General features: G+C 39.1%; 16 protein-coding genes. All 16 read left to right on the top strand.

The genetic code is table 11. The features are described from left to right. Positions 1 to 4 precede the first annotated feature (4 nt). The 16 genes from tssM to ACNSN3_RS16565 all read left to right on the top strand — a co-directional run bounded on the left by tssM (position 5) and on the right by ACNSN3_RS16565 (position 19,952). Positions 5 to 3,514, top strand: coding sequence for a type VI secretion system membrane subunit TssM (gene tssM, locus ACNSN3_RS16640; protein ID WP_418609719.1), 3,510 nt, complete (start codon positions 5 to 7; stop codon positions 3,512 to 3,514). Then, the gene (gene tagF / locus ACNSN3_RS16635; RefSeq protein WP_010389388.1) at positions 3,496 to 4,224 is read left to right on the top strand and encodes a type VI secretion system-associated protein TagF; all 729 of its coding nucleotides are present in this window, start codon (positions 3,496 to 3,498) and stop codon (positions 4,222 to 4,224) included. Before tssM ends, tagF begins: the two co-directional genes overlap by 19 nt. Continuing rightward, positions 4,217 to 5,014 carry a PP2C family protein-serine/threonine phosphatase gene (locus ACNSN3_RS16630; protein ID WP_418609715.1) on the top strand — a complete coding sequence of 266 codons (798 nt, stop codon included), beginning with the start codon at positions 4,217 to 4,219 and terminating at the stop codon, positions 5,012 to 5,014. Before tagF ends, ACNSN3_RS16630 begins: the two co-directional genes overlap by 8 nt. A gap of 203 nt (positions 5,015 to 5,217) precedes the next feature. Continuing rightward, positions 5,218 to 6,333, top strand: a complete 1,116-nt coding sequence (gene tssA, locus ACNSN3_RS16625) for a type VI secretion system protein TssA (RefSeq protein WP_010389383.1) — start codon at positions 5,218 to 5,220, stop codon at positions 6,331 to 6,333. A gap of 15 nt (positions 6,334 to 6,348) precedes the next feature. Further along, on the top strand, positions 6,349 to 6,852 hold the full coding sequence (gene tssB, locus ACNSN3_RS16620) for a type VI secretion system contractile sheath small subunit (protein ID WP_010389380.1): 504 nt from the start codon (positions 6,349 to 6,351) through the stop codon (positions 6,850 to 6,852). Further along, positions 6,849 to 8,339 (top strand): type VI secretion system contractile sheath large subunit, encoded by a 1,491-nt coding sequence (tssC, locus tag ACNSN3_RS16615; RefSeq protein WP_010389377.1) that lies wholly within the window; start codon positions 6,849 to 6,851, stop codon positions 8,337 to 8,339. Before tssB ends, tssC (ACNSN3_RS16615) begins: the two co-directional genes overlap by 4 nt. Before the next feature lie 37 nt (positions 8,340 to 8,376). Beyond that, positions 8,377 to 9,903 (top strand): type VI secretion system contractile sheath large subunit, encoded by a 1,527-nt coding sequence (gene tssC / locus ACNSN3_RS16610; RefSeq protein WP_010389374.1) that lies wholly within the window; start codon positions 8,377 to 8,379, stop codon positions 9,901 to 9,903. A 2-nt stretch (positions 9,904 to 9,905) separates the two neighbouring features. After that, entirely contained in the window at positions 9,906 to 10,685 is a 780-nt protein-coding gene (locus ACNSN3_RS16605) for a type VI secretion system accessory protein TagJ (protein ID WP_418609711.1), read from the top strand. A gap of 15 nt (positions 10,686 to 10,700) precedes the next feature. Then, complete coding sequence (gene tssE / locus ACNSN3_RS16600) at positions 10,701 to 11,186, top strand: type VI secretion system baseplate subunit TssE (RefSeq protein ID WP_010389371.1); 486 nt, start codon at positions 10,701 to 10,703, stop codon at positions 11,184 to 11,186. Beyond that, positions 11,183 to 13,009, top strand: a complete 1,827-nt coding sequence (tssF, locus tag ACNSN3_RS16595) for a type VI secretion system baseplate subunit TssF (RefSeq protein WP_054201390.1) — start codon at positions 11,183 to 11,185, stop codon at positions 13,007 to 13,009. The genes tssE and tssF overlap by 4 nt, the downstream gene beginning before the upstream one ends. Then, a complete protein-coding gene (tssG, locus tag ACNSN3_RS16590) occupies positions 13,006 to 13,995 on the top strand; it encodes a type VI secretion system baseplate subunit TssG (RefSeq protein WP_178956944.1) in 990 nt (329 codons plus the stop codon). Before tssF ends, tssG begins: the two co-directional genes overlap by 4 nt. A gap of 22 nt (positions 13,996 to 14,017) precedes the next feature. Next, a complete protein-coding gene (gene tssH, locus ACNSN3_RS16585; protein ID WP_138569866.1) occupies positions 14,018 to 16,636 on the top strand; it encodes a type VI secretion system ATPase TssH in 2,619 nt (872 codons plus the stop codon). A 220-nt stretch (positions 16,637 to 16,856) separates the two neighbouring features. Beyond that, entirely contained in the window at positions 16,857 to 17,336 is a 480-nt protein-coding gene (locus tag ACNSN3_RS16580) for an Hcp family type VI secretion system effector (RefSeq protein WP_010389365.1), read from the top strand. A gap of 74 nt (positions 17,337 to 17,410) precedes the next feature. Then, on the top strand, positions 17,411 to 19,264 hold the full coding sequence (tssI, locus tag ACNSN3_RS16575) for a type VI secretion system tip protein TssI/VgrG (protein ID WP_054201387.1): 1,854 nt from the start codon (positions 17,411 to 17,413) through the stop codon (positions 19,262 to 19,264). Beyond that, positions 19,264 to 19,623, top strand: coding sequence for a hypothetical protein (locus ACNSN3_RS16570; protein WP_054201386.1), 360 nt, complete (start codon positions 19,264 to 19,266; stop codon positions 19,621 to 19,623). The genes tssI and ACNSN3_RS16570 overlap by 1 nt, the downstream gene beginning before the upstream one ends. A 38-nt stretch (positions 19,624 to 19,661) precedes the next feature. Continuing rightward, on the top strand, positions 19,662 to 19,952 hold the full coding sequence (locus tag ACNSN3_RS16565) for a PAAR domain-containing protein (protein ID WP_010389361.1): 291 nt from the start codon (positions 19,662 to 19,664) through the stop codon (positions 19,950 to 19,952).

Here is a 19,952-nt window from a genome sequence, read left to right as displayed (position 1 = left end):
TGTAATGAGTTTCTCACAAAAATTTAAGAAAATAACCTACGCACTAACGTCTCGAACCGCTATGTTAATTATCGGTTTTTTAGCCTTATCATTATTAATTTGGTTTGGTGGTCCTTTAATTGCAGTGGCCGATTATGTTCCGCTTGCCGGTGTCGCAGCAAGACTATTAACTATTTTATTGATAGTACTCGTTTTTTCAGTAACCAAAATTTATCGCCTTATGCAGCAAAGCAAACGTGATGAAAAAATGGCAGATGAGTTAATAGATAATAACGATGCAAACAGTAGTGAAGTTAACGAAGAAATAACCACTCTAAAAACCAGAATGAATGAAGCCATAGATTTACTCAAAGACGTAAAACTATTTAAAGGTAAAAATATATACCAATTGCCTTGGTATATTATGATTGGTCCACCTGGCGCAGGTAAAACAACGGTTATTCATAACTCAGGCCTAGATTACCCATTAAAGGATAAGCTTGGGGTTGATTTAGTGCATGGTGTTGGTGGTACGCGCAATTGTGATTGGTGGTTTACCAATAAAGCGGTTTTAATCGACACCGCAGGGCGTTATACAACGCAAAGTAGCCACGCTAAACACGACTCTAGAGCATGGGAAGGCTTTCTCGGCTTATTAAGAAAGCATCGCCCATTACGCCCTATAAATGGGGTAATGATCAGTATGGGGATTTCTGAACTTATGAGTCAGACCAAAACTGAGCGAAATCTTCATGCGCGTGCTATAAAACAACGCCTTCAAGAATTACAAAACCAGCTTGGTATGACATTTCCCGTTTATGTTATTTTTTCTAAAGTAGATTTAATTGAAGGATTCAGAGAGTTCTTTGGCGAACTTACTGAGGAAGAATGTGAGCAAGTTTGGGGGATCACCTTTGAGCTTGATTTAGATAAAGATACCCAAGTCGATGCATTCAATAAAGAATTCCACGCTTTAATTTCTAAACTTACAGAGATGTTGAACCGTCGATTGATCAATGAGCGTAATGAAGCTATTCGAGCTAAAATCTTTGAGTTCCCCAGACAGTTACGTGTGTTACAAGGCGTTGCAGATGACTTCTTAAAAGAGATTTTTACTCCTAACGCTTATGAAGAGTTACCTATGTTTAGAGGCGTGTATCTAACCAGCGCCACTCAAGAGGGTACCCCTTCGAGCTTTTTAAATGATGCAAGTGCAGATAAAACCGATTACATAAACCAATCTAAAAGCTTTTTTATTAAAAACGTTTTAGAGAGCGTTATTTTCCCTGAGCAAAACTTAGCAAGCACTAACAAACACCATGATAAACAGAATAAGTGGCTTCGAATTGCTAGTGTGTCACTTGCGTGTATTGCTTTGTTCGGTTTTTCAATTTCTTGGTATTTCAGCTTTGCGTGGAATAGCAACTTAATTGATGCAACAGATGAAGCAGTTGCCACGTACCAAGAACTAGACTCATCTTCTTTTGATAGAAATAATCTACTGGTACTAAATGACAGACTAAATGCATTAAGAAACTTGCCAGCAACCAATGCTCAGTTAATTGATCCTGAAGATGCATCTTCAGTTGGCTTTAATAAGCTTACTGAAATTAAAGAGTCTTCTGCTAATGCTTACAAACGTTCTTTGCAAACCTATTTAGAGCCCTTCATTGCAAACACGTTAATAAAGGAAATGGAGGATCACCCAGAGCATCTTAGCTATTTATATGAAACGCTCAGATGCTACTTAATGCTATTTAAACCTGAATATTTTGAAAGTGAAGATATTTCCGTTTGGTTTAGTGCATATTTAGATAGAAATTTGCCTGGTGATTTGAACATGCAGACGCGTAATGAGTTGATGAATCATATTGCTGCGTTGTTAAAAGAGGGCGTAACACAAACCGAAATAGATAATCAGGCGGTTCGCGTAGCTCGTGCAGAACTCACTAAACTACCGATTGCAGAAAGAGCATACCAGCGACTTCAAGCTGATTTTCTTGATAGCAGTATTCCGCCTTTCAGATTAACCGATATTATTAGCTTTGAAAGTGCGCAAAAATTTACTTTTCGTAATAATGGTGATTTAACGCGCAGTATTCCGGGGCTATACACTTTTAACGGTTTTCATGGCATTTTTAATATTGAAAAAGGAAAAATGCTTGGCAACTTAATGGCCAGTAGCTGGGTGTATGGTCAAGAAGCCTCTGGCACGTATGATATTTCTAAAGCAGAGATAGAAAAGAAGCTAGAGCAACGTTACTTTCAAGATTATATCTATTATTGGCAGTCGTTTTTAGATGACTTGAGTCTTAATCAATACAGCTCACCTGCTGAGGGTGTGAATATTACTGATGTATTAGCAGGCTCAGAAGCGCCAATAAAAAATATCATCAATGCAGTTAAAAAGAATGTTCAACTAACTAAGCTACCTGTTTCTGAAAATCAAAAAGTCGCAGGGGATATTGCGGCTAATGCAGCTAAAGTTGCGATGCAAACGAAAGCAAATCGAATCAAACGCTTCTTACCTGACGAAGCGCCTAAGTTTGAGGTACAGCTACCGGGCTATCAAGTCGAAGAGGCGTTTGAAGATATTATCGATATAGACATTCAGCAGCTTGATAATATTCAGAAAAACTTAAGAGAGTTGAATATTTATCTAACTAAACTTGATAGAGGTGATCAGCTTAAATACTCAATTAAAGATCAAATAAGTGGCAAGAGTAAACCGAGTTTTATTCGCCAATTAGAGTACCAAAGTAGTGATTTGCCTTATCCGTTTAATAGTTGGTTGCTTGATATAAGTAGAGATACTAGCAACATCACCAAAAATAGTGCTAACAGACATTTAAATGAAATTTGGAAAAGCAAAGTGTTGCGCGAGTATAACGCGGCAATTGTGGGGCGTTACCCATTTGCTCCGCAGGCAGAAAAAGAAGTCAGCATTAAAGACTTTACTCGCTTCTTTGGCCCCAATGGCACCATAGATAACTTTTTTAATAGCTATGTAGCTCCGAGTGTGGACATGAGCTCTAGCCCGTGGAAATTTGAAAAAGATATTGGTATTAGCAATAACACCTTAAAAATGTTTGAGCACGCTTTCAAAATTCAAACCGCATTTTTTGAACGTGGTAGTGACACACCCCGAATTGAGTTTGGCTTACGTACTTTTAATTTAGATAAAACGGTATCTAGTTTAATGATTGAAATTGATGGCCAGTCAATGATTTACCGTCATGGTCCACTCAAAGTTACAAACTTTGTATGGCCTGGCGCCAGTGGCCAAAGTAAAACTCGCGTTGTGTTTACACCGCCAAACGGTGGGCGTTCAATTAACACGACTTATCAAGGCGAGTGGTCACTTTATCGAATGCTAGATGAGCTCAGTGAAAAGCGCAGCAAAACACGTCAAGATCTAGAGTTACATTTCTCTTTGATGGGGAACAACGCAAAAGTAGAATTACTGCCTAGCTCAATCAGGCATCCGTTTTGGAACAGCAGTGTAGAGAAGTTTTCATGTCCGACCCGATTGTAGATATTGGTTATCTTGGCAAGGTGCCTTGTTTAGGCGACTTTGTTCAAGATAACGTAACTAAAGAGTTTTCAGAGCATTGGGAGCAATGGTTACAAGCTGCCATTGCTGTGAGCAAAGAGCAACTTGGTGATGTTTGGCAAGAAAGCTACCTAACAGGCCCTGTTTGGCACTTTGCCTTAAGCCCCAATATTGTGGGTGATACTGGCATTATGGGTACGTTATTGCCCAGTATGGATGCAGTAGGAAGGCACTATCCACTAACAGTAACTCGTGCAACTCATATTGCTCCGGTTGATGTGCTTCATTCTGGTGTTTTTTCATTAGAGTACGAAGATGCTGTTCTTAAAGTACTTGATGGCTCTGTGGATTTGTTCTCTTGGCGAAAAGAACTAGCCAGTACATTAAGTGAAGTTGCTGCAAATAAAAAGCAAGTAAGTTATGCCAATTCAAAAGATAAAAACAAGCAAGCAGTCGCACTAGAGTTTTCAGGCACAGAGTTAAGCGATCATATATTACAAGATGCCATGCATGCGATTTTACATAAAAAGTATGGTGATTACAGTGTTTGGTGGACTCATGGTTCTTGCAATATTAAGCCTATGGTACTGATCACTTCAGCTTTGCCGCCGGTTAATCAAGTAGCCGCTATGCTAGATGGACGTTGGAAGCATTGGGAATGGAATTACACACAGGTAAAGAATAGTGATTAGTAATTTAAGTACAAGTTATGCCATTACTCATAGAGGTGCAGTGAGGCAGCTTAATGAAGATGCGCACGTGGAAATTAACAGCCATAACTTATGGGTCGTGGCTGACGGAATGGGTGGGCATGAAGCGGGTGAAGTTGCTAGTCAGTTAGTGGTTGATGTGATTAGAACTACCGTTGAAAAGCTAAGGCTAGAAGACTTGACCGTAAGTCATATTGTTAGCGCCATAGAAGATGCAAATAAGCAACTAACTCAATATAGCGCTGAATACTTAAGCAATAAAACAGCAGGCAGTACGGTAACAGCTTTGTTTGTTAAGAATGAGCGCTATTACATATTATGGGCTGGTGACAGCAGAGCTTACTTATTACGCAATGGTAAACTAAAGCAAGTTTCTCGAGATCATAGTCAAGTTAATGACTTAATCGACGAGGGAATGATTTCTGTTGAAGAAGCTAAAAACCATCCATTATCTAACGTTATTACTCGTGCTGTGGGCGTAATGGATGATGTGAAAGTTGATGTAATTGAGGGTGAGATAAACAAAGGCGATATCTTTTTATTATGTTCAGATGGCCTTACCGGTGAATTATCAGATGAAGACATATGTTTGTCATTAGAGCCCAGTAGTATTATTGATTCAGGAATGGCTTTAATGCATTCCTCGTTAGTCAGAGGTGCTAAAGATAATGTGACTTGTATTTTAGTGAAATATGATGATGTAGATGCCAATCAATCGATACAATCTTGCAATATACAAGATGAGGCAACGATTCCATTGTTCACTAAGTAGCTGATTAAGCCTGTTTTAGTATATTTAAGAAAAAAAATTGTAAATATATCAGGAACAAAAAAACTGTTATTTCAATTATTTATAAAATAACATTAGCCAGCTTATCGGCACAATGGCGCTGAAGCTTGTAATTTAATTTAAAGAATGTAATATTATTCACGCTCTAAGCTTTAGAGAATATGGATAATATTTAGGACAATGGAATGTTTTTATTTGAAGAGTATATTTCCCCTATTTCAGATACTGAGTTTGCAGGTAGTGATCCGCGCTCAGATGTCTCTCCAACGTCTACTTACTACGCCTTAAAAGATTTAAGAAACCAACTTCGTGCGGCTGAAAGAAATGCGTTAGTCGATGAAGAAGGAATTGCTTCGCTTTCTCGAGATTGGATTCCGTTACTTGAGCAATGTAGTGAGGCAATTAAAACCGAAAGTAAAGATATAGAATACCTAGCATGGCTAATTGAAGGCTTATGCCGCGTTCATGGCTTTAAAGGCATTGCGTTTGGTTTTAGTGTTGCTAAGCACCTTTTGGAACATCATTTTGAGTCACTTTATCCAACACTTGATGACGGTGATGAAATTTCAGACAAAGTGTCTGCATTAGTTGGCTTAAATGGCAGTGCTGGTGAAGGTACGTTAATTATTCCAATTAAAAGTATATACATGACAGACAGTGTCAGTATGGATCCTTTTTCTTTTTGGGAATATCAGCAAGGTTATGACATTTCACGTTTAAGTGATGAAAAACGCGAAAAGAAGATAACCCAAGGTGCCGTTGATTTTGAACAGCTTGAAAAAAGTGCAGCCGAAACTAGTACCGAGTTTTTTGTATCTTTAAAAAATGATATTGAAGACGCGATAGAAAAGTTTGCCGCTTTGAGTGAGGTTATGGACGAGGTAACGGGTGAGCCGCAACCTACGTCTAATATTAAACAAGCATTAGAAGTGAGCTTAGCTGCGGTAAACCATGTTGCAGCAGATAAACTTGAAGCAGCACAAATTGCATTAGATAAGGCAAATGCTGAGCCTGAAGAGGAAGCGGTTGAAGATGCGAGTGAAGCAGACGCAGCGCAACCTAAAAAGCGTGTCAGTGATGAGATTGATTCGAGAGAAAACGCAATAAAAAAACTTCAAGAAATTGCGACATTTTTCAGAAAGACTGAACCTCATTCACCAATGTCTTACACGATAGAACAAGTTATTCGATGGAGCGAATTATCGCTACCTGAGTTATTAAATGAGTTAATTACAGATAGTGATGCTAGGACTGGATACTTTAAGTTGTCTGGCATTAAGATCAGCGAAACTGAAACATAGTAAAAGGAGTTCTCAATGAGTATCCATGATAAGTTAAAACGAGTTCGTAAACCAAGAGTACATATCACTTATGATGTGGAAACTGAGGGCGCGGCAGTAAAAAAAGAATTACCCTTTGTAGTAGGTGTAATGGGTGATTTTTCTGGTGATAACACAGAAGCACTTAAACCACTAAAAGATAGACGTTTTATTCAAATTGATCGTGATAACTTTAATGATGTTTTAAAACGTATGAGTCCTTCTCTGCGTTTAAAAGTAGACAATACATTAACGGATGATGGTTCTCAGTTTGAAGTTAACTTGAACTTTAAGTCGATTGACGATTTCGAGCCTGCTGCGGTTGTAAACCAAGTAGAACCTTTACGCAAATTGATGGAAACGCGCAACAAGCTGCGTGACTTGATGACCAAGATTGACCGTTCAGAAGAGCTTGAAAATGTACTCGAAGAAGTATTAAGCAATACAGCAAGCTTAGACTCGATGGCTAAAGAACTTAACTTAGAGGAGACTGATAAATGAGCACTGAACAATTAGCAACAGAATCAGAATCGGTATCAGAAGTTAGTTCTTCACTATTAGAGCAAGCAATTGGTGCGACTAAACAAACAGAGTCGAGCCGTGCTGAAGAGTTACTAAAAACATTAACCGAAGAAGCATTAAAAGGCACAGTTCAATGGAATAAAAACATGACTGTGACGTTTAATGAAGCTATTCAGTTAATCGATCAAAAAATCTCCAAACAGCTAAGTGTGGTGATGCACTCGGATGAGTTTCAAAAACTTGAAGGCTCATGGCGCGGTTTACATCACTTAGTGATGAATTCTGAAACAAGTTCTACATTAAAAATTCGTGTTTTAAACATGAAGAAAAAAGAGTTACATAAAGACTTAAGTAAAGCCGTTGAGTTTGATCAAAGCCAAACCTTCAAGAAAATTTACGAGTCTGAATTTGGTACTCCAGGTGGTGAACCATATGGCACTATCGTAGGTGACTTTGAATTTACTAATCACCCTGAAGATGTTGAGACATTGAGCTTAATGTCTAATGTGGCAGCAGCTGGCTTCTGTCCATTTATTGCTGCCTCTTCACCGTCTTTATTTGGTTTTGATAATTGGGAAGAGCTTACTAAGCCACGCGATTTAGAAAAAGTATTTGAATCATTAGAATACACTAAATGGCGCTCATTTAGAGACAGCGATGATTCACGCTTTGTATCACTTACTATGCCGCGTTTCCTTTCGCGTTTACCTTATGGTGCAGCGTCAAAACCAGTTGAAGAGTTCAACTACGAAGAGTTTGAAGTTGAACCAAAAGACGGCCGTTCAGTGAGCACTGATAATGGTGATTACTGTTGGAGTAATGCAGCATACGCTATGGCAACTAACATGACCGCTGCGTTTTCTCAATACGGTTTCTGTACTGCTATTCGTGGTGCTGAGGGCGGCGGTAAAGTGGAAGGCTTACCGACTCACATATTTACTAGTGATGATGGTGACCCAGATCTTAAGTGTCCAACAGAAATTGGCATTACAGATCGTCGTGAGGCAGAGTTAAGCCAGTTAGGTTTCTTACCTTTATGTCACTATAAAAATACTGATTATGCTGTTTTCTTTGGCGGTCAAAGCTGTCAAAAACCAAAAATTTATTCAACGCCTGATGCCACGGCTAACGCTGCTATTTCAGCTCGTTTACCATACTTAATGGCAACTTCTCGCTTTGCGCATTACTTAAAAGTGATGGCACGTGACAAGATTGGTAGCTTTATGGAAGCTGAAGACGTTGAATCATGGTTAAACCGTTGGATCCTGTCATATGTAAATGCGACAGAGGGCGGTGGTCAAGACATCAGAGCACGTTACCCTCTTGCAGATGCAAAAGTATCTGTGAAAGAGATCCCAGGTCAACCTGGTGCCTACAACGCTGTTGCTTGGTTGAAACCTTGGTTACAAATGGAAGAATTAACGTCTTCTTTACGTCTTGTAGCTAAAATCCCAGAGATCGGTTAATAATACCGCTCTCTCGCATTAAGGATGATGCAATAGAATGAATCACGAAGAGTTTTCATTTATAAATCAAGACTTCACTTTTCAACAAAAGTCACAGTCTCGAATTAGTGATAATGACGCTTTGCTCGATAGGTTTTTAAATGAAAAAAACCTAGATAAAGCGTTATTGTTATGGCTTGAAGGCTCTTCTGATTCTCCCCTTTCTTGGAATAAGGAGTCTTTAAGTCCTTATTTACAACGTGTAATTATTGAACTCGATCAGCTTATTTCATCGCAACTCAACCACATAATTCATGCTAATAGCTTTCAACGTTTAGAAGCTAGCTGGCGTAATCTATGGTGGTTATTATTACAAACAGAGCAACAAGACAAAGAAAAAAAAGTAAAAGTTAAATTGCTCAATTGTGATTGGTCAACGCTCTCAAAAGATGTGAACAAAGCGATTGATTTTGATCAAAGTATGTTTTTTCAGTTACTTTATCAAAACGAGTTTGACAGTGCCGGAGGCGAGCCTTTTGGTATTGTAATTGGTGATTACGAAATTAGTAATGGTTGCTCAGCAGGCACTATTTACAACGATATTGATACCATAAAAGAGGTATCAAGAACGGCAGCGGCTGCATTTTCTCCTTTTATATGTTCGGCTTCGGCTAATTTATTTGGTGCTGATAGCTTTTCAGATTTAGGTTATTACTCTGATTTATTTAATCAGTTTGAACAACCTGAATATATAAAATGGCAAAGTTTTAGAAAAATGGAAGAAGCGCGCTTTATGGGCTTTACATTGCCTCATGTGTTAGTCAGGCCGCCTTATGTTAATGATGGCAAACGCCATCAAGATTTTTACTTCAAAGAACAAATAAAAAATCCAGAAACAGATATGTTATGGGGCAGTGCAGCGTATCAATTTGTATCAACAATAATTAGAGCTTACTGCGACAGCGGTTGGTTTGGTCACATTCGTGGTATAGAGCCAGGTAAAGTCTCTAAGGGATTAGTAACAGGGCTTGCTCGTGATAGCTTTGCGAATGATACCTATCAAAAAGAGGCAAAACCGCCACTTGATTTATTAGTAACCAGTAAGTTTGAAAAGCAATTTTCTGAGCTCGGTTTTATCCCAGCTTCTTCGGTTACAAATACGGAACATATCGTTTTTTACAGTAATGCATCGGTTCAAAAAACAAAAAATTACGACTCAAGTGCTGCCAATATCAATGCGCGCTTATCGTCTATGTTGCAATACATTTTATGTGTATCGCGCTTTGCGCACTATTTAAAATTATTAGCCCGAGATCGTGTCGGGTCTTACAGCACAGCACAGGCCTGTGAGAGAGATTTACAAGCGTGGATCAATAACTACACAACCGCGTCAGACTCCGCGTCTGAGCATATTAGAAGCAAATATCCACTGAGTAATGCAAAAATAAAAGTAAGTGAAAATAAAGCAAACCCGGGGCATTACTTTTCGGTTTTGCAGTTACAGCCCCACTTTCAGTTAGACCAAATGGTCTCGAGTATTAAGTTAATAACAGAGCTCAGTCCTCATCATAAAATAAAGGAATAGTCATGAAAAAAATACACAGTTTAATTCGCGAGGGAAAACTTGCTGATGCTTTATTATGCTGCGCTACCGAGTTGCAAGATGAGCCTTTAAATTTTGACATTAGAAGTATTTATTCTGAATTACTTTGCATTAATGGCGAGCTTGAAAAAGCAGACAAACAACTCGACTTTATGGTGCAAAAGAACCCAGAGTTTGCTGTAGGTGCAGTTAACCTTAGACATTTAATTCGTGCCCAGCAATCGCGCGTAGATTTTTATCAAGGTAAGGGGATTCCTAAACTTTTTCATGAAGCCAATGAGCTAGATACCTTGTTTTTAAAAATGCATGTTGCTTTGCTTGAAGGTGAAACATCTGAAGCAGCTAGTCTTGCACAACAAATGGAAGCGCTTCGCTTGGAGAGTGTTGAAGACGAGCAATCAGCAATTCGAGATTTAGATGATAGCTTAAGTCCTTATTTAGAAGTGCTAGGCACGAATGGCGAGTTTTACCTGGCTAACTTTAATGAAATTGAAACATTAAAAGTAGAACCTGTAACGTCATTATTAGAGGGTATTTGGTTACGCGTTGAAATTACTATTAAAGACGGCCCATCGGGTACCGCTCACTTGCCACTAGTTTACTCAAACTCAAATACAGATCTAGAAAAGCTAGGCCAAGTATCTGATTGGGAAGAACTTCAAGACGAATTTATTATAGGTAAAGGAATGAAAATGTTGTTTGTCAACGATGAAGCCATCACTGTTCCAAACCTTAAAATAAACGTCCTAGAAACAGCTGAGTAAGCATAGTAAATAATTATGATAGAGCATAAGCAGCAGCTTCAAGCATCCATTTTAGATAGGCTCATTGACGATGAGCCAGACTTTCAGGATGCCCCATCTCGTACTGAGGGGATCAGCATTAGTGAGCTGAGAAAAAATGTGCGCAGAGACATAGAAGCGCTGCTAAATGCGCGAATTCAATGGCACACGTGGCCAGCACAATATGCGGAGTTAGCAACATCCTGCTTATCGTATGGTTTACCTGACTTTTCGAGTATGTCGGTGAGCTCTCACGAAGGGCGGGCACTGCTATGTGAAACCGTTAGAAATACAATTTTGAAATTTGAGCCTCGGTTCATTGAAGTTGAGGTATTTACTGACGATGAAGTACCCGTAAATAGAGTATTAAACTTGCGAATAAACGCTTTACTATATGCAGATCCAGAGCCAGAGTTTATTAGCTTTGACTCTGAAGTTGAGCCTGTGAACTTAGGGATGAAGATTATAGAGGCTTCTTTATGAACGATGAGTTATTAAAATATTACAATCGTGAATTGGCGTTTGTTCGTCATATGGGTAAAGACTTCTCTGAAAAATACCCTAAAGTTGCAGGGCGATTAAAGCTAAGCGATGATCATATTGAAGACCCTCATGTATCTAGATTAATTGAATCGTTCGCATTTTTAACGGCTAATATTAGGCAAAAGTTAGATGATAGCTTTCCTGAGCTTACTGATGCTTTATTAGGGCAAATGTTACCTGACTATCAAGCGCCTATTCCTTCAATGTCGGTGGTTAAATTAGAGGCTGAAAACCTCTCAACCACGGGAGTAGTCATTCCAAGAGCGAGTGAAGTTGAAACAAATGTTGAGTCAATGAAGCAATGTAAGTTTCAAACCTGTTATGAAACTTACTTATGGCCTGTTGAAATTACCAGTGCGCAATTTGATAACAGTCCTTTTGTGGCACCAAAACCACGTTGGCATGAAAAAGCGAAGTCAATTTTCAAACTTGAGCTAACCGGTGAATACCCGGGTGTATCACTGGCTGAAACCGGACTGGAAAAATTACGATTATTTATAAATGGCCAATGGCATCATACGCTTAAAGTGTATGAATTATTGTTTAAGCACGCTATTGGCATTGCTTTTGATAATGGTGATGAGGGAATAAAGTACCTTTCTAAAACCCAACTTAAAGCGGTTGGCTTTGATGCAAATGAAGCGGTTGTACCGTATTCGCAGCGATCAAGTGCCGGCTATCGCTTACTCGTCGAAAACTTTACTTTTCCTGAAAAGTTTCGTTTTTTTGAACTTGAAAATATTCACTCATCGTTGCCTAAAAATTCTAATAAATGCACAGTGTATATTTATCTTGATGCTGAATCTTCAGAGCTTGAAAAGCAAGTAGACAAAGACATGTTCTTGATGGGATGTACGCCCATAATTAATATGTTTGAACAAGAATTAGAACCTATTCGCCCTGAGCTGAGCGAATACGAATACCAATTAACGCCGCGTTATATGGACTCTGAGATTTCAGAAGTAATTGGTATTTCAGAAGTAATTGCCTTTGACCATAAGGGAAATAAACAAATAGTTTGTCCGTTTTATGGACAAACGCATCCACGATACCAAGGCCATGATGATTTGTTTTGGCATATCCGCAGAGAAACCGCCTCATGGGCAGGGGGTTATGTTGAGTCAGGCACCGAATCGTTTCTATCATTGGTAGATGCACGATTTGAAAATAGCGCTATGGATTATGCTGAAGGGAACACGGTCCTAACCGTACGTGCTAATTGCAGTAATCGAAACCTCCCTGCGAGCATGCCTTTTGGAGACGATGAGTTAGGCTTATTGATGCCAGAGCGCGGCGATGTAATTAAAAAAATTAGATGTTTAATTCCATTTACTCATGCAGTTAGACCGATATTAGCCGATGCAACTCGTTGGCAATTAGTTAATCATTTAACGCTCGACGCGTTTAGTGGAGATGATGCATGTAATAAGCTTAAAGAAGTGCTACGCCTTTATGACTTTAGAGCATCTCCGCAAACAAAAGGCCTTATTGATAATATTTACCGTGTGGTTGTAGAACCCGCAACGGCTCGTGTTGTGCAAAAAGGGCGAGTAAGCTTTGCAACGGGAAGTGAAATTGAAATTACCTTCGCCAATGATGACTTTTCAGGTAGTGGCATGTTTTTCTTTGCCTCTATCCTCGATCATTTCTTTGCGCAATTTGCAGCAATTAATAGCTTTACTCGCGTTAGTTTAAGGTTAAAAGAACAAGAGCAAGTGTATTACCAATGGCCTGCGCGAGTTGGGGAAAGCCCGTTAATATGATCCAACATATTATTTCTCAAGCGTCACAAGTTGACTTTTATAAAGCAGTTTTCATTATTGAAAACCAGCTGAAAAAGCATGGCTTGGAGTATCGCTACGTAGGGTATGACAGTAGTCCAAAGCAAGAGTTAATTAAGTTTACCGCAACTCAAAAATTTGGTTACCCAGGTAACGCTATCACAAAATTAGAACAAGCAAGCTTTGAAGATGGCTTACATAAAGTCAACATGCAGATCTCTTTTATGGGACTAACGGGTTGCTCGGGCGCTTTGCCTCAATTTTATAGCGAACTAGTGATGCAGCGTCTTCGCTATAAAGATACAACTATGCGCGACTTTTACGACATGTTTAATCACCGTTTGGTGTCTTTATATTATCGAGCGTGGAAAAAATATAAACCGTCTTTAAATCATATAAATAAAGATAAAAACAAAGACCCATACACGCAAATATTAGGGCTTTTAAGCGGCGGTTATGATGAACATCAGTTGCACTTTTCAGGCCTTTATAGCCGAAAAATTCGCAATGCTTTTGACTTAAAAAGTGTACTGAGCTCATATCTTGGCTGTGATGTTGTCATTAAACAAATGATAGGTAAGTGGCACGATTTGAAGCCACAAGAGCAAACATGTTTAGCAAGTGAACGCCTTTATGAGGGACAACATGCCCGCTTAGGTGTTGATACGGTAATTGGTAAAAAGATATGGGATATTTCTTCTAATATCGAGATCCATATCAGTACCCGCGATTTTGATAAAGCAAAATCCTTGTTACCTAAAGGCAAGTTATTTGAATTAGCTAAAAAAATTGTCAAAGACTATGCCGGCAATGCTATTTCATTTCGACTTGTTATTGAGTCAGATTTTCAACAACTTGATGCGGTGCAGCTGTCAAAAAGTGAATGCCAACTAGGCGCAAATAGCTTTTTAATGGCGAGTAAAGACACCCCTAAATTTAACCCTACTAAGTTATCGTTTAAAGGATAATTAAAATTAAAAGGAACAGTGTATGTCAACGATGACATTAAACAAATTAGTTGAGAAACTAAGCCCAGATTGTAGAAAGAGCTTAGAAGCAGCGGTCGCAATTTGTAATAGCCGCAGCCATTTTACGGTTGAATTAGAGCATTGGCTGTTAGCTATGATTGAGCAGCAACTAGACGATGTTAGACTCATATTCGGTGCTTTCGATATTGATATTGATCAGGTAAAGCAAGATTTAAATCAATCATTAGAGTCATTTAAAACGGGCAGTGATTCGTCGCCTAGTCTGTCGGTACATGTTACTACTTTACTTAGACAGTCATGGTTAAGCACCAGTATAGAATTTACTGATGAGCAAATTCGAAGTGCTTACGTTATTTACACGCTCACAAAAGACGATACCTTGTCTAGTTTAGTAACGCGTTGTAGCAAGCTTTTCAATAATATAGAACCTGGACAACTACTACATGCATGGCCTGAAATTGTTGCCCAATCGCAAGAACGTAATACCACCACTGCAAGTGCTACAACACCTGCAAATGGTTCATCTAAAACACCAAGCTTAGATCAATTTACCGTCGATTTAACTGCTCAAGCAAAAGCGGGAAAAATAGACCCAATTTTAGGTCGTGATTTCGAAATACGTCAGATGGTAGATATTTTAACTAGACGTCGTCAAAACAATCCAATATTAACGGGTGAAGCGGGTGTAGGTAAAACCGCTGTGGTTGAAGGACTTGCCCTAAGAATCGCTCAAAAAGATGTACCTGCAGTATTACAAAACGTTAAGTTGCACAGCCTAGATTTGGCTTTGCTGCAAGCGGGTGCGGGCATGAAAGGTGAATTTGAAAATCGTTTGAAGTCGCTAATTAATGAAGTTAAAAACGCTGTTGATCCTGTGATTCTTTTCATAGATGAAGCTCACACTATGATTGGTAGTGGCGGACAAGCGGGTCAAAATGATGCTGCCAACTTACTTAAGCCTGCTCTAGCAAGAGGGGAGTTACGCACTATTGCAGCAACAACGTGGGCTGAATATAAAAAGTTTTTTGAAAAAGATGCTGCACTAACACGTCGCTTCCAAGTGGTTAAAGTTGAAGAGCCAACACCAGAAAAAGCGGTTGCTATGCTACGTGGTTTAGTTCCTGTGATGGAAAAACATCATAAAGTGTTTATTTCAGAGCAAGCACTTGAAAGTGCAGTGCATCTATCGCACAGATACATTACTGCCAGACAACTTCCTGATAAAGCCGTTGCATTGTTAGATACGGCATGTGCTCGTGTTGCTATGAGTCAAGCATCGACACCTAATGCGATTGAGCAGTTAATTAACAGGCTTAGTGAAATTGAAGCGCAAGTTTTAATGCTAAATCGTGAGCAAAAAACCGGTTTAGATCACAGCGAACAATTATCAGCACTTAAATCTGAATTAGTTGAGATTGAACAGCAACTGGAACCATTAAATGAGCAGTTCAATGTTGAGAAGGATATAGTTACCGAGTTAAACCAAGCGCTAGAATCGATTAACACCAACGATGCAGACTCTTCTGCTGAAGTACTTGAGCAGTTAAAAGAAAGCAAGCTTAAGCTAGCCTCGTACGAACATAATATGGTGCATTGGCAAGTTGATGAAGAGTTGATTGCACAGGTTATTTCTGATTGGACTGGTATTCCTGTTGGTAAAATGCATGAAGATGAAATTCATGGCATTTTAAATTTAGCTGAGCAAATGAAACAACGCGTAGTTGGCCAAGATCATGCGCTTGAACTTATGGCTAAAGTGGTACAAACCTCCCGTGCTCAGCTAGCAGACGAGAGTCGCCCTAATGGTATATTTATGCTGGCAGGCCCAAGCGGTGTTGGTAAAACAGAGACCGCGCTTTCACTAGCTCAAGAAGTATATGGCAGTGAAGATAACGTAACAGTTATTAATATGTCTGAGTTTAAAGAAGAGCATAAAGTGTCATTACTTCTTGGCTCACCTCCGGGTTATGTTGGTTATGGCGAAGGCGGTATTTTAACCGAAGCAGTAAGAAGAAAACCATACAGTGTGGTGCTACTTGATGAAATGGAAAAAGCCCATCCAGGCGTGCAAGATATTTTCTATCAAGTATTCGATAAAGGTACGATTAAGGACGGTGAAGGCCGAGACATCGACTTTAAAAATACCATCATTATTATGACCTCAAATGTGGGTACTGATACCACAATGAGTTTATTTGAAGATGAAGAAAGTAAGCCGAGTATTAAAGGTTTATTAAAAGCATTACAAGATGATTTATTAGGCGCATTTAAACCCGCATTTTTAGGGCGCATTAATGTTATTCCTTACATTCCGTTAAGTGATGAAATTCTGACCCAAATTGCAGCGCTACAAATTAGCAAAATCATTAAGCGTGTTAAAAAGCATTATGATGCGCAATTAACGTATAACGATGACGTGATTGAGCACATTATTGCTAATTGTCAAAATGCCGGTTCGGGTGCAAGAAATATTCACACTATATTACAGAATAAAGTACTACCACTATTGTCTGAAATTTTGCTTTCGAGCATGGTTGATGGTGAAAAAGTGACATCTATCTCATTGTTAATTAAGGATAATGAGTTTGATATTGAGCTAACTAAAGTTAATTTAAAATAACCTGTTTTTATGGTTGTTTCTTTAGTTTTAGAGCATTATAATTCGTGTGTCTTATATAGAAACATGGAATTTTTGAGACATTGTCTTCATCTAGGGAAAGGAATTCTGAAGACCTTTTCATTGCTGTTTTAGAGATAATGATTTCAAGGAATTTTGGGTAACCAAAGTAAACGAATCCACATAATGGATAATATTGTTTAATAAAAAGGAGCATTATCAAATGCAAGCAAATACATATTTAAAATACGGTTCAATCAAAGGCGAAACTACTGCCGAGTCTTTCAAAGATTTAATTACAGTTTTATCTTTAGATTGGAACGTTAGCCGTGAAATTAGCTCAGCGACTGGTACAGCGATGGATCGTGAATCTAGCTCTACTCGTCTAGGCGACGTGACTATTACTAAGCTTCAAGATAAAGCATCTCCGGATCTTTTCAAAGAAGCAACTATTGGTAAAGGTCTACCTGCTGTTTTTCATATCACTAAACAAGGTGATAAAGTTGAAGAAATCATGAAAATCGAACTTACAGATGCCATGATCTCTAGCTACTCAGTATCTGTTCAAAACGACCGTCCAATTGAAACAATCACTATCAGCTACACTGAAATGATGATGACTGTTACACCTACTGACGATCAAAACAACATCACTGCACCACTAGTATATGGTTACAGCGGTGTTAAAGGTCAACAAATGTAATATTTGTTACCCGATTGTAGCTCTGGGCTTATGCTCAGAGCTTTTTTTGATCTTCAGGATGGGAAAAGCAAGGAATGCAAAAAGCAACACAAGATAAAAACGTAATTCAAATTAGTACCCCTGTTGGTAAAGACGCCCTTTATTTAACGCGCTTCGTTGCACAAGAAGCCATGTCAGATTTGTTTGTTATGTCGGTCAATATGTACACCATAGGCCAACAAATTGCACATGAAGATCTGGTTGGCAAGCCGGTATCGATAAAGGTAAAAAATGCCGAAGGTGGGGGAGAGCGTTATTATCACGGTATTGTGAGTCAGCTTGTTTCTAACGGCAGTCGTACTGCGGACGTTGATGAACAAAAAAATTACATTGATTATCAAGCTACCATTGTGCCTTTTGCCGCTTCTATGCGTAATCGCAAGAACAGCCGCATTTTCCAAAAGAAAACAATAAAAGATATATTTGCTGATTTGTTTGGCCAACACAATGTGGCTTTTTCAGACAAAACCAGTAAAACCTACCCCAAATACGAATACTGTGTGCAATATCAAGAGTCAGATTTTGACTTTATCCAACGCTTATTACAAAGCGAAGGTATTTTTTACTTCTTTGAGCATACAAAAAGCAACCATACATTAGTTTTGGCAGATGATATCACTGCCTATGAAACGTGTGGTGAGGCAAAAGTTGTTCATTCAACTGGCCATTTAAGCGAATCTCATGTTTCGCGTTGGCAAGGCGGATTAAGCTTAGCGCCAGGCAGCTTTAAGCGTTTAGGCTACGATTTTAAACAGCCGTCGCGTTACCCTGATGCAGAGCAAGCAAATGCCGAGTTACCTACGCAATCGGTATCAGAAATTTTTGAATATACAGCAGAAGCAGAGTGTCATCCTCGCGCAGCTAATTTGGCATCTGTACAATTAGAGTCACTACAAAGAGACATGAAGCTCTCAAGCGGGCGCAGTGACTGCCGCTCATTTTCTGTTGGTAAACTGTTTAGTTTCAAAAAACATGAAGACCCACGCCTTGAAGGTAAAACCTTTGCTATTACCTCGATGATGACATCGATTGTAGTACCAAACCAATCAGGCGCTTTACAATCATCAAGTGACGAAGTGTATTCTAACCACTTTGAATGTGTGCCAAAAGACATTCCATACAGAGCGCAAGTGAGCAAAAAGAAACCGGTTATCAATGGCGTACAAACAGCCATAGTAACGGGTGATAGCGCCGATGAAATTATGATTGACCAATATGGCCGCGTAAAGGTGCAATTTGATTGGGATCGTGAAGGTAAAAAAGATTCTAAAAGTTCATGTTGGATCCGAGTTGCACAAAACTGGGCCGGCAAAAAGTGGGGCGCATTTTTCTTCCCTCGCGTAGGACAAGAAGTTTTGGTTGATTTTATTAATGGCGACCCAGATCAACCTATTATAAGCGGTGCTGTTTATAACGCAGACTTAATGCCTCCGTACGCTCTACCGGGCGAAAAAACGCAAAGCGGTATTAAAACTCGCTCAACTAAAGAAGGTGGAGCAGATAATTTCAATGAGCTGCGCTTTGAGGATAAAAAAGGCAGCGAGCTTGTGTATATGCAAGCCGAAAAAGATAAACAGCTTTACGTTAAAAACGATCAAAACGAAAAAATAGATAACGATCGTAATGTTGAAATTCTTAATAACGACAATCTTAACGTTACAAAAAACCGTATTGCCGAAATGGGTGAAAACGACACCTTAAAAGTAGGTAAAACACTTAATATTGAAGCGGGTGACGAAATAGTGATAAAAACAGGCTCTGCGCAAATTAAAATGAGCAGTAGTGGCAATATCACTATTGAAGGTACAAACATTGATATTAAAGGCAGTAATGTAAAAGTAGATGGCAGTGCCATTACCTTATCTGCTGGTGTAATTAAGTTAAATTAATGATGGAAATAGTCAATAACTTTCAATCAGGATTCAGAAACGGCATTGCAAATAACGGGCACGTTGTTTACTGCCGCTATGGTTTACCGCATTTAGTGTGTTTACCAATAAATAGGCCAGATGATCCATTATTAAGCCCTGCTTTAAGTCATTTAAAAGCTATGAATGGCTATTATGCACAGCAGTTTTTTATTCATTTAAGTGATTCACTTAATAGTGAAAATGTAATTTCAAATTTATATCAATATGCAACTCAAAGCACAGTGGCACTTGCTGATCACAGTAAAGATGAGCTAATTGAAGAAATTTCGCTATTAGTGACGACTAACAAGCTACTAGTTATTCCACTGTATGAATAGTATTTCATAAACAAGCAAAGATACGACAAGGAGTCAAAATGGGTAAACCCGCTGCTACAATTGGTCATATGCATGTATGCCCTAAAGTGACCGCTAAAGTGCCACATGTGGGTGGACCTATAGTTGCCGGCTCTGGCAATGTGTTAATAGGTGGCATGCCCGCGGCGCGCAAAGGCGACATGATAGTGTGTATTGGCCCGCCAGATAGCGTAAAAACAGGCTCGGGGAGCGTTAAAATTAATGGCAAACCCGCCGCCAGAATGGGCGATGATAGTGGCCACGGCGGAAAAATCGTTGTTGGCAACCCAACTGTTTTAATTGGTGGCTAA

Source organism: Pseudoalteromonas sp. US3C1004, from assembly GCF_048401065.1.
In the GTDB taxonomy this organism is placed as follows: domain Bacteria; phylum Pseudomonadota; class Gammaproteobacteria; order Enterobacterales; family Alteromonadaceae; genus Pseudoalteromonas; species Pseudoalteromonas undina.
This window is presented reverse-complemented; position numbering and strand designations above follow the sequence as displayed.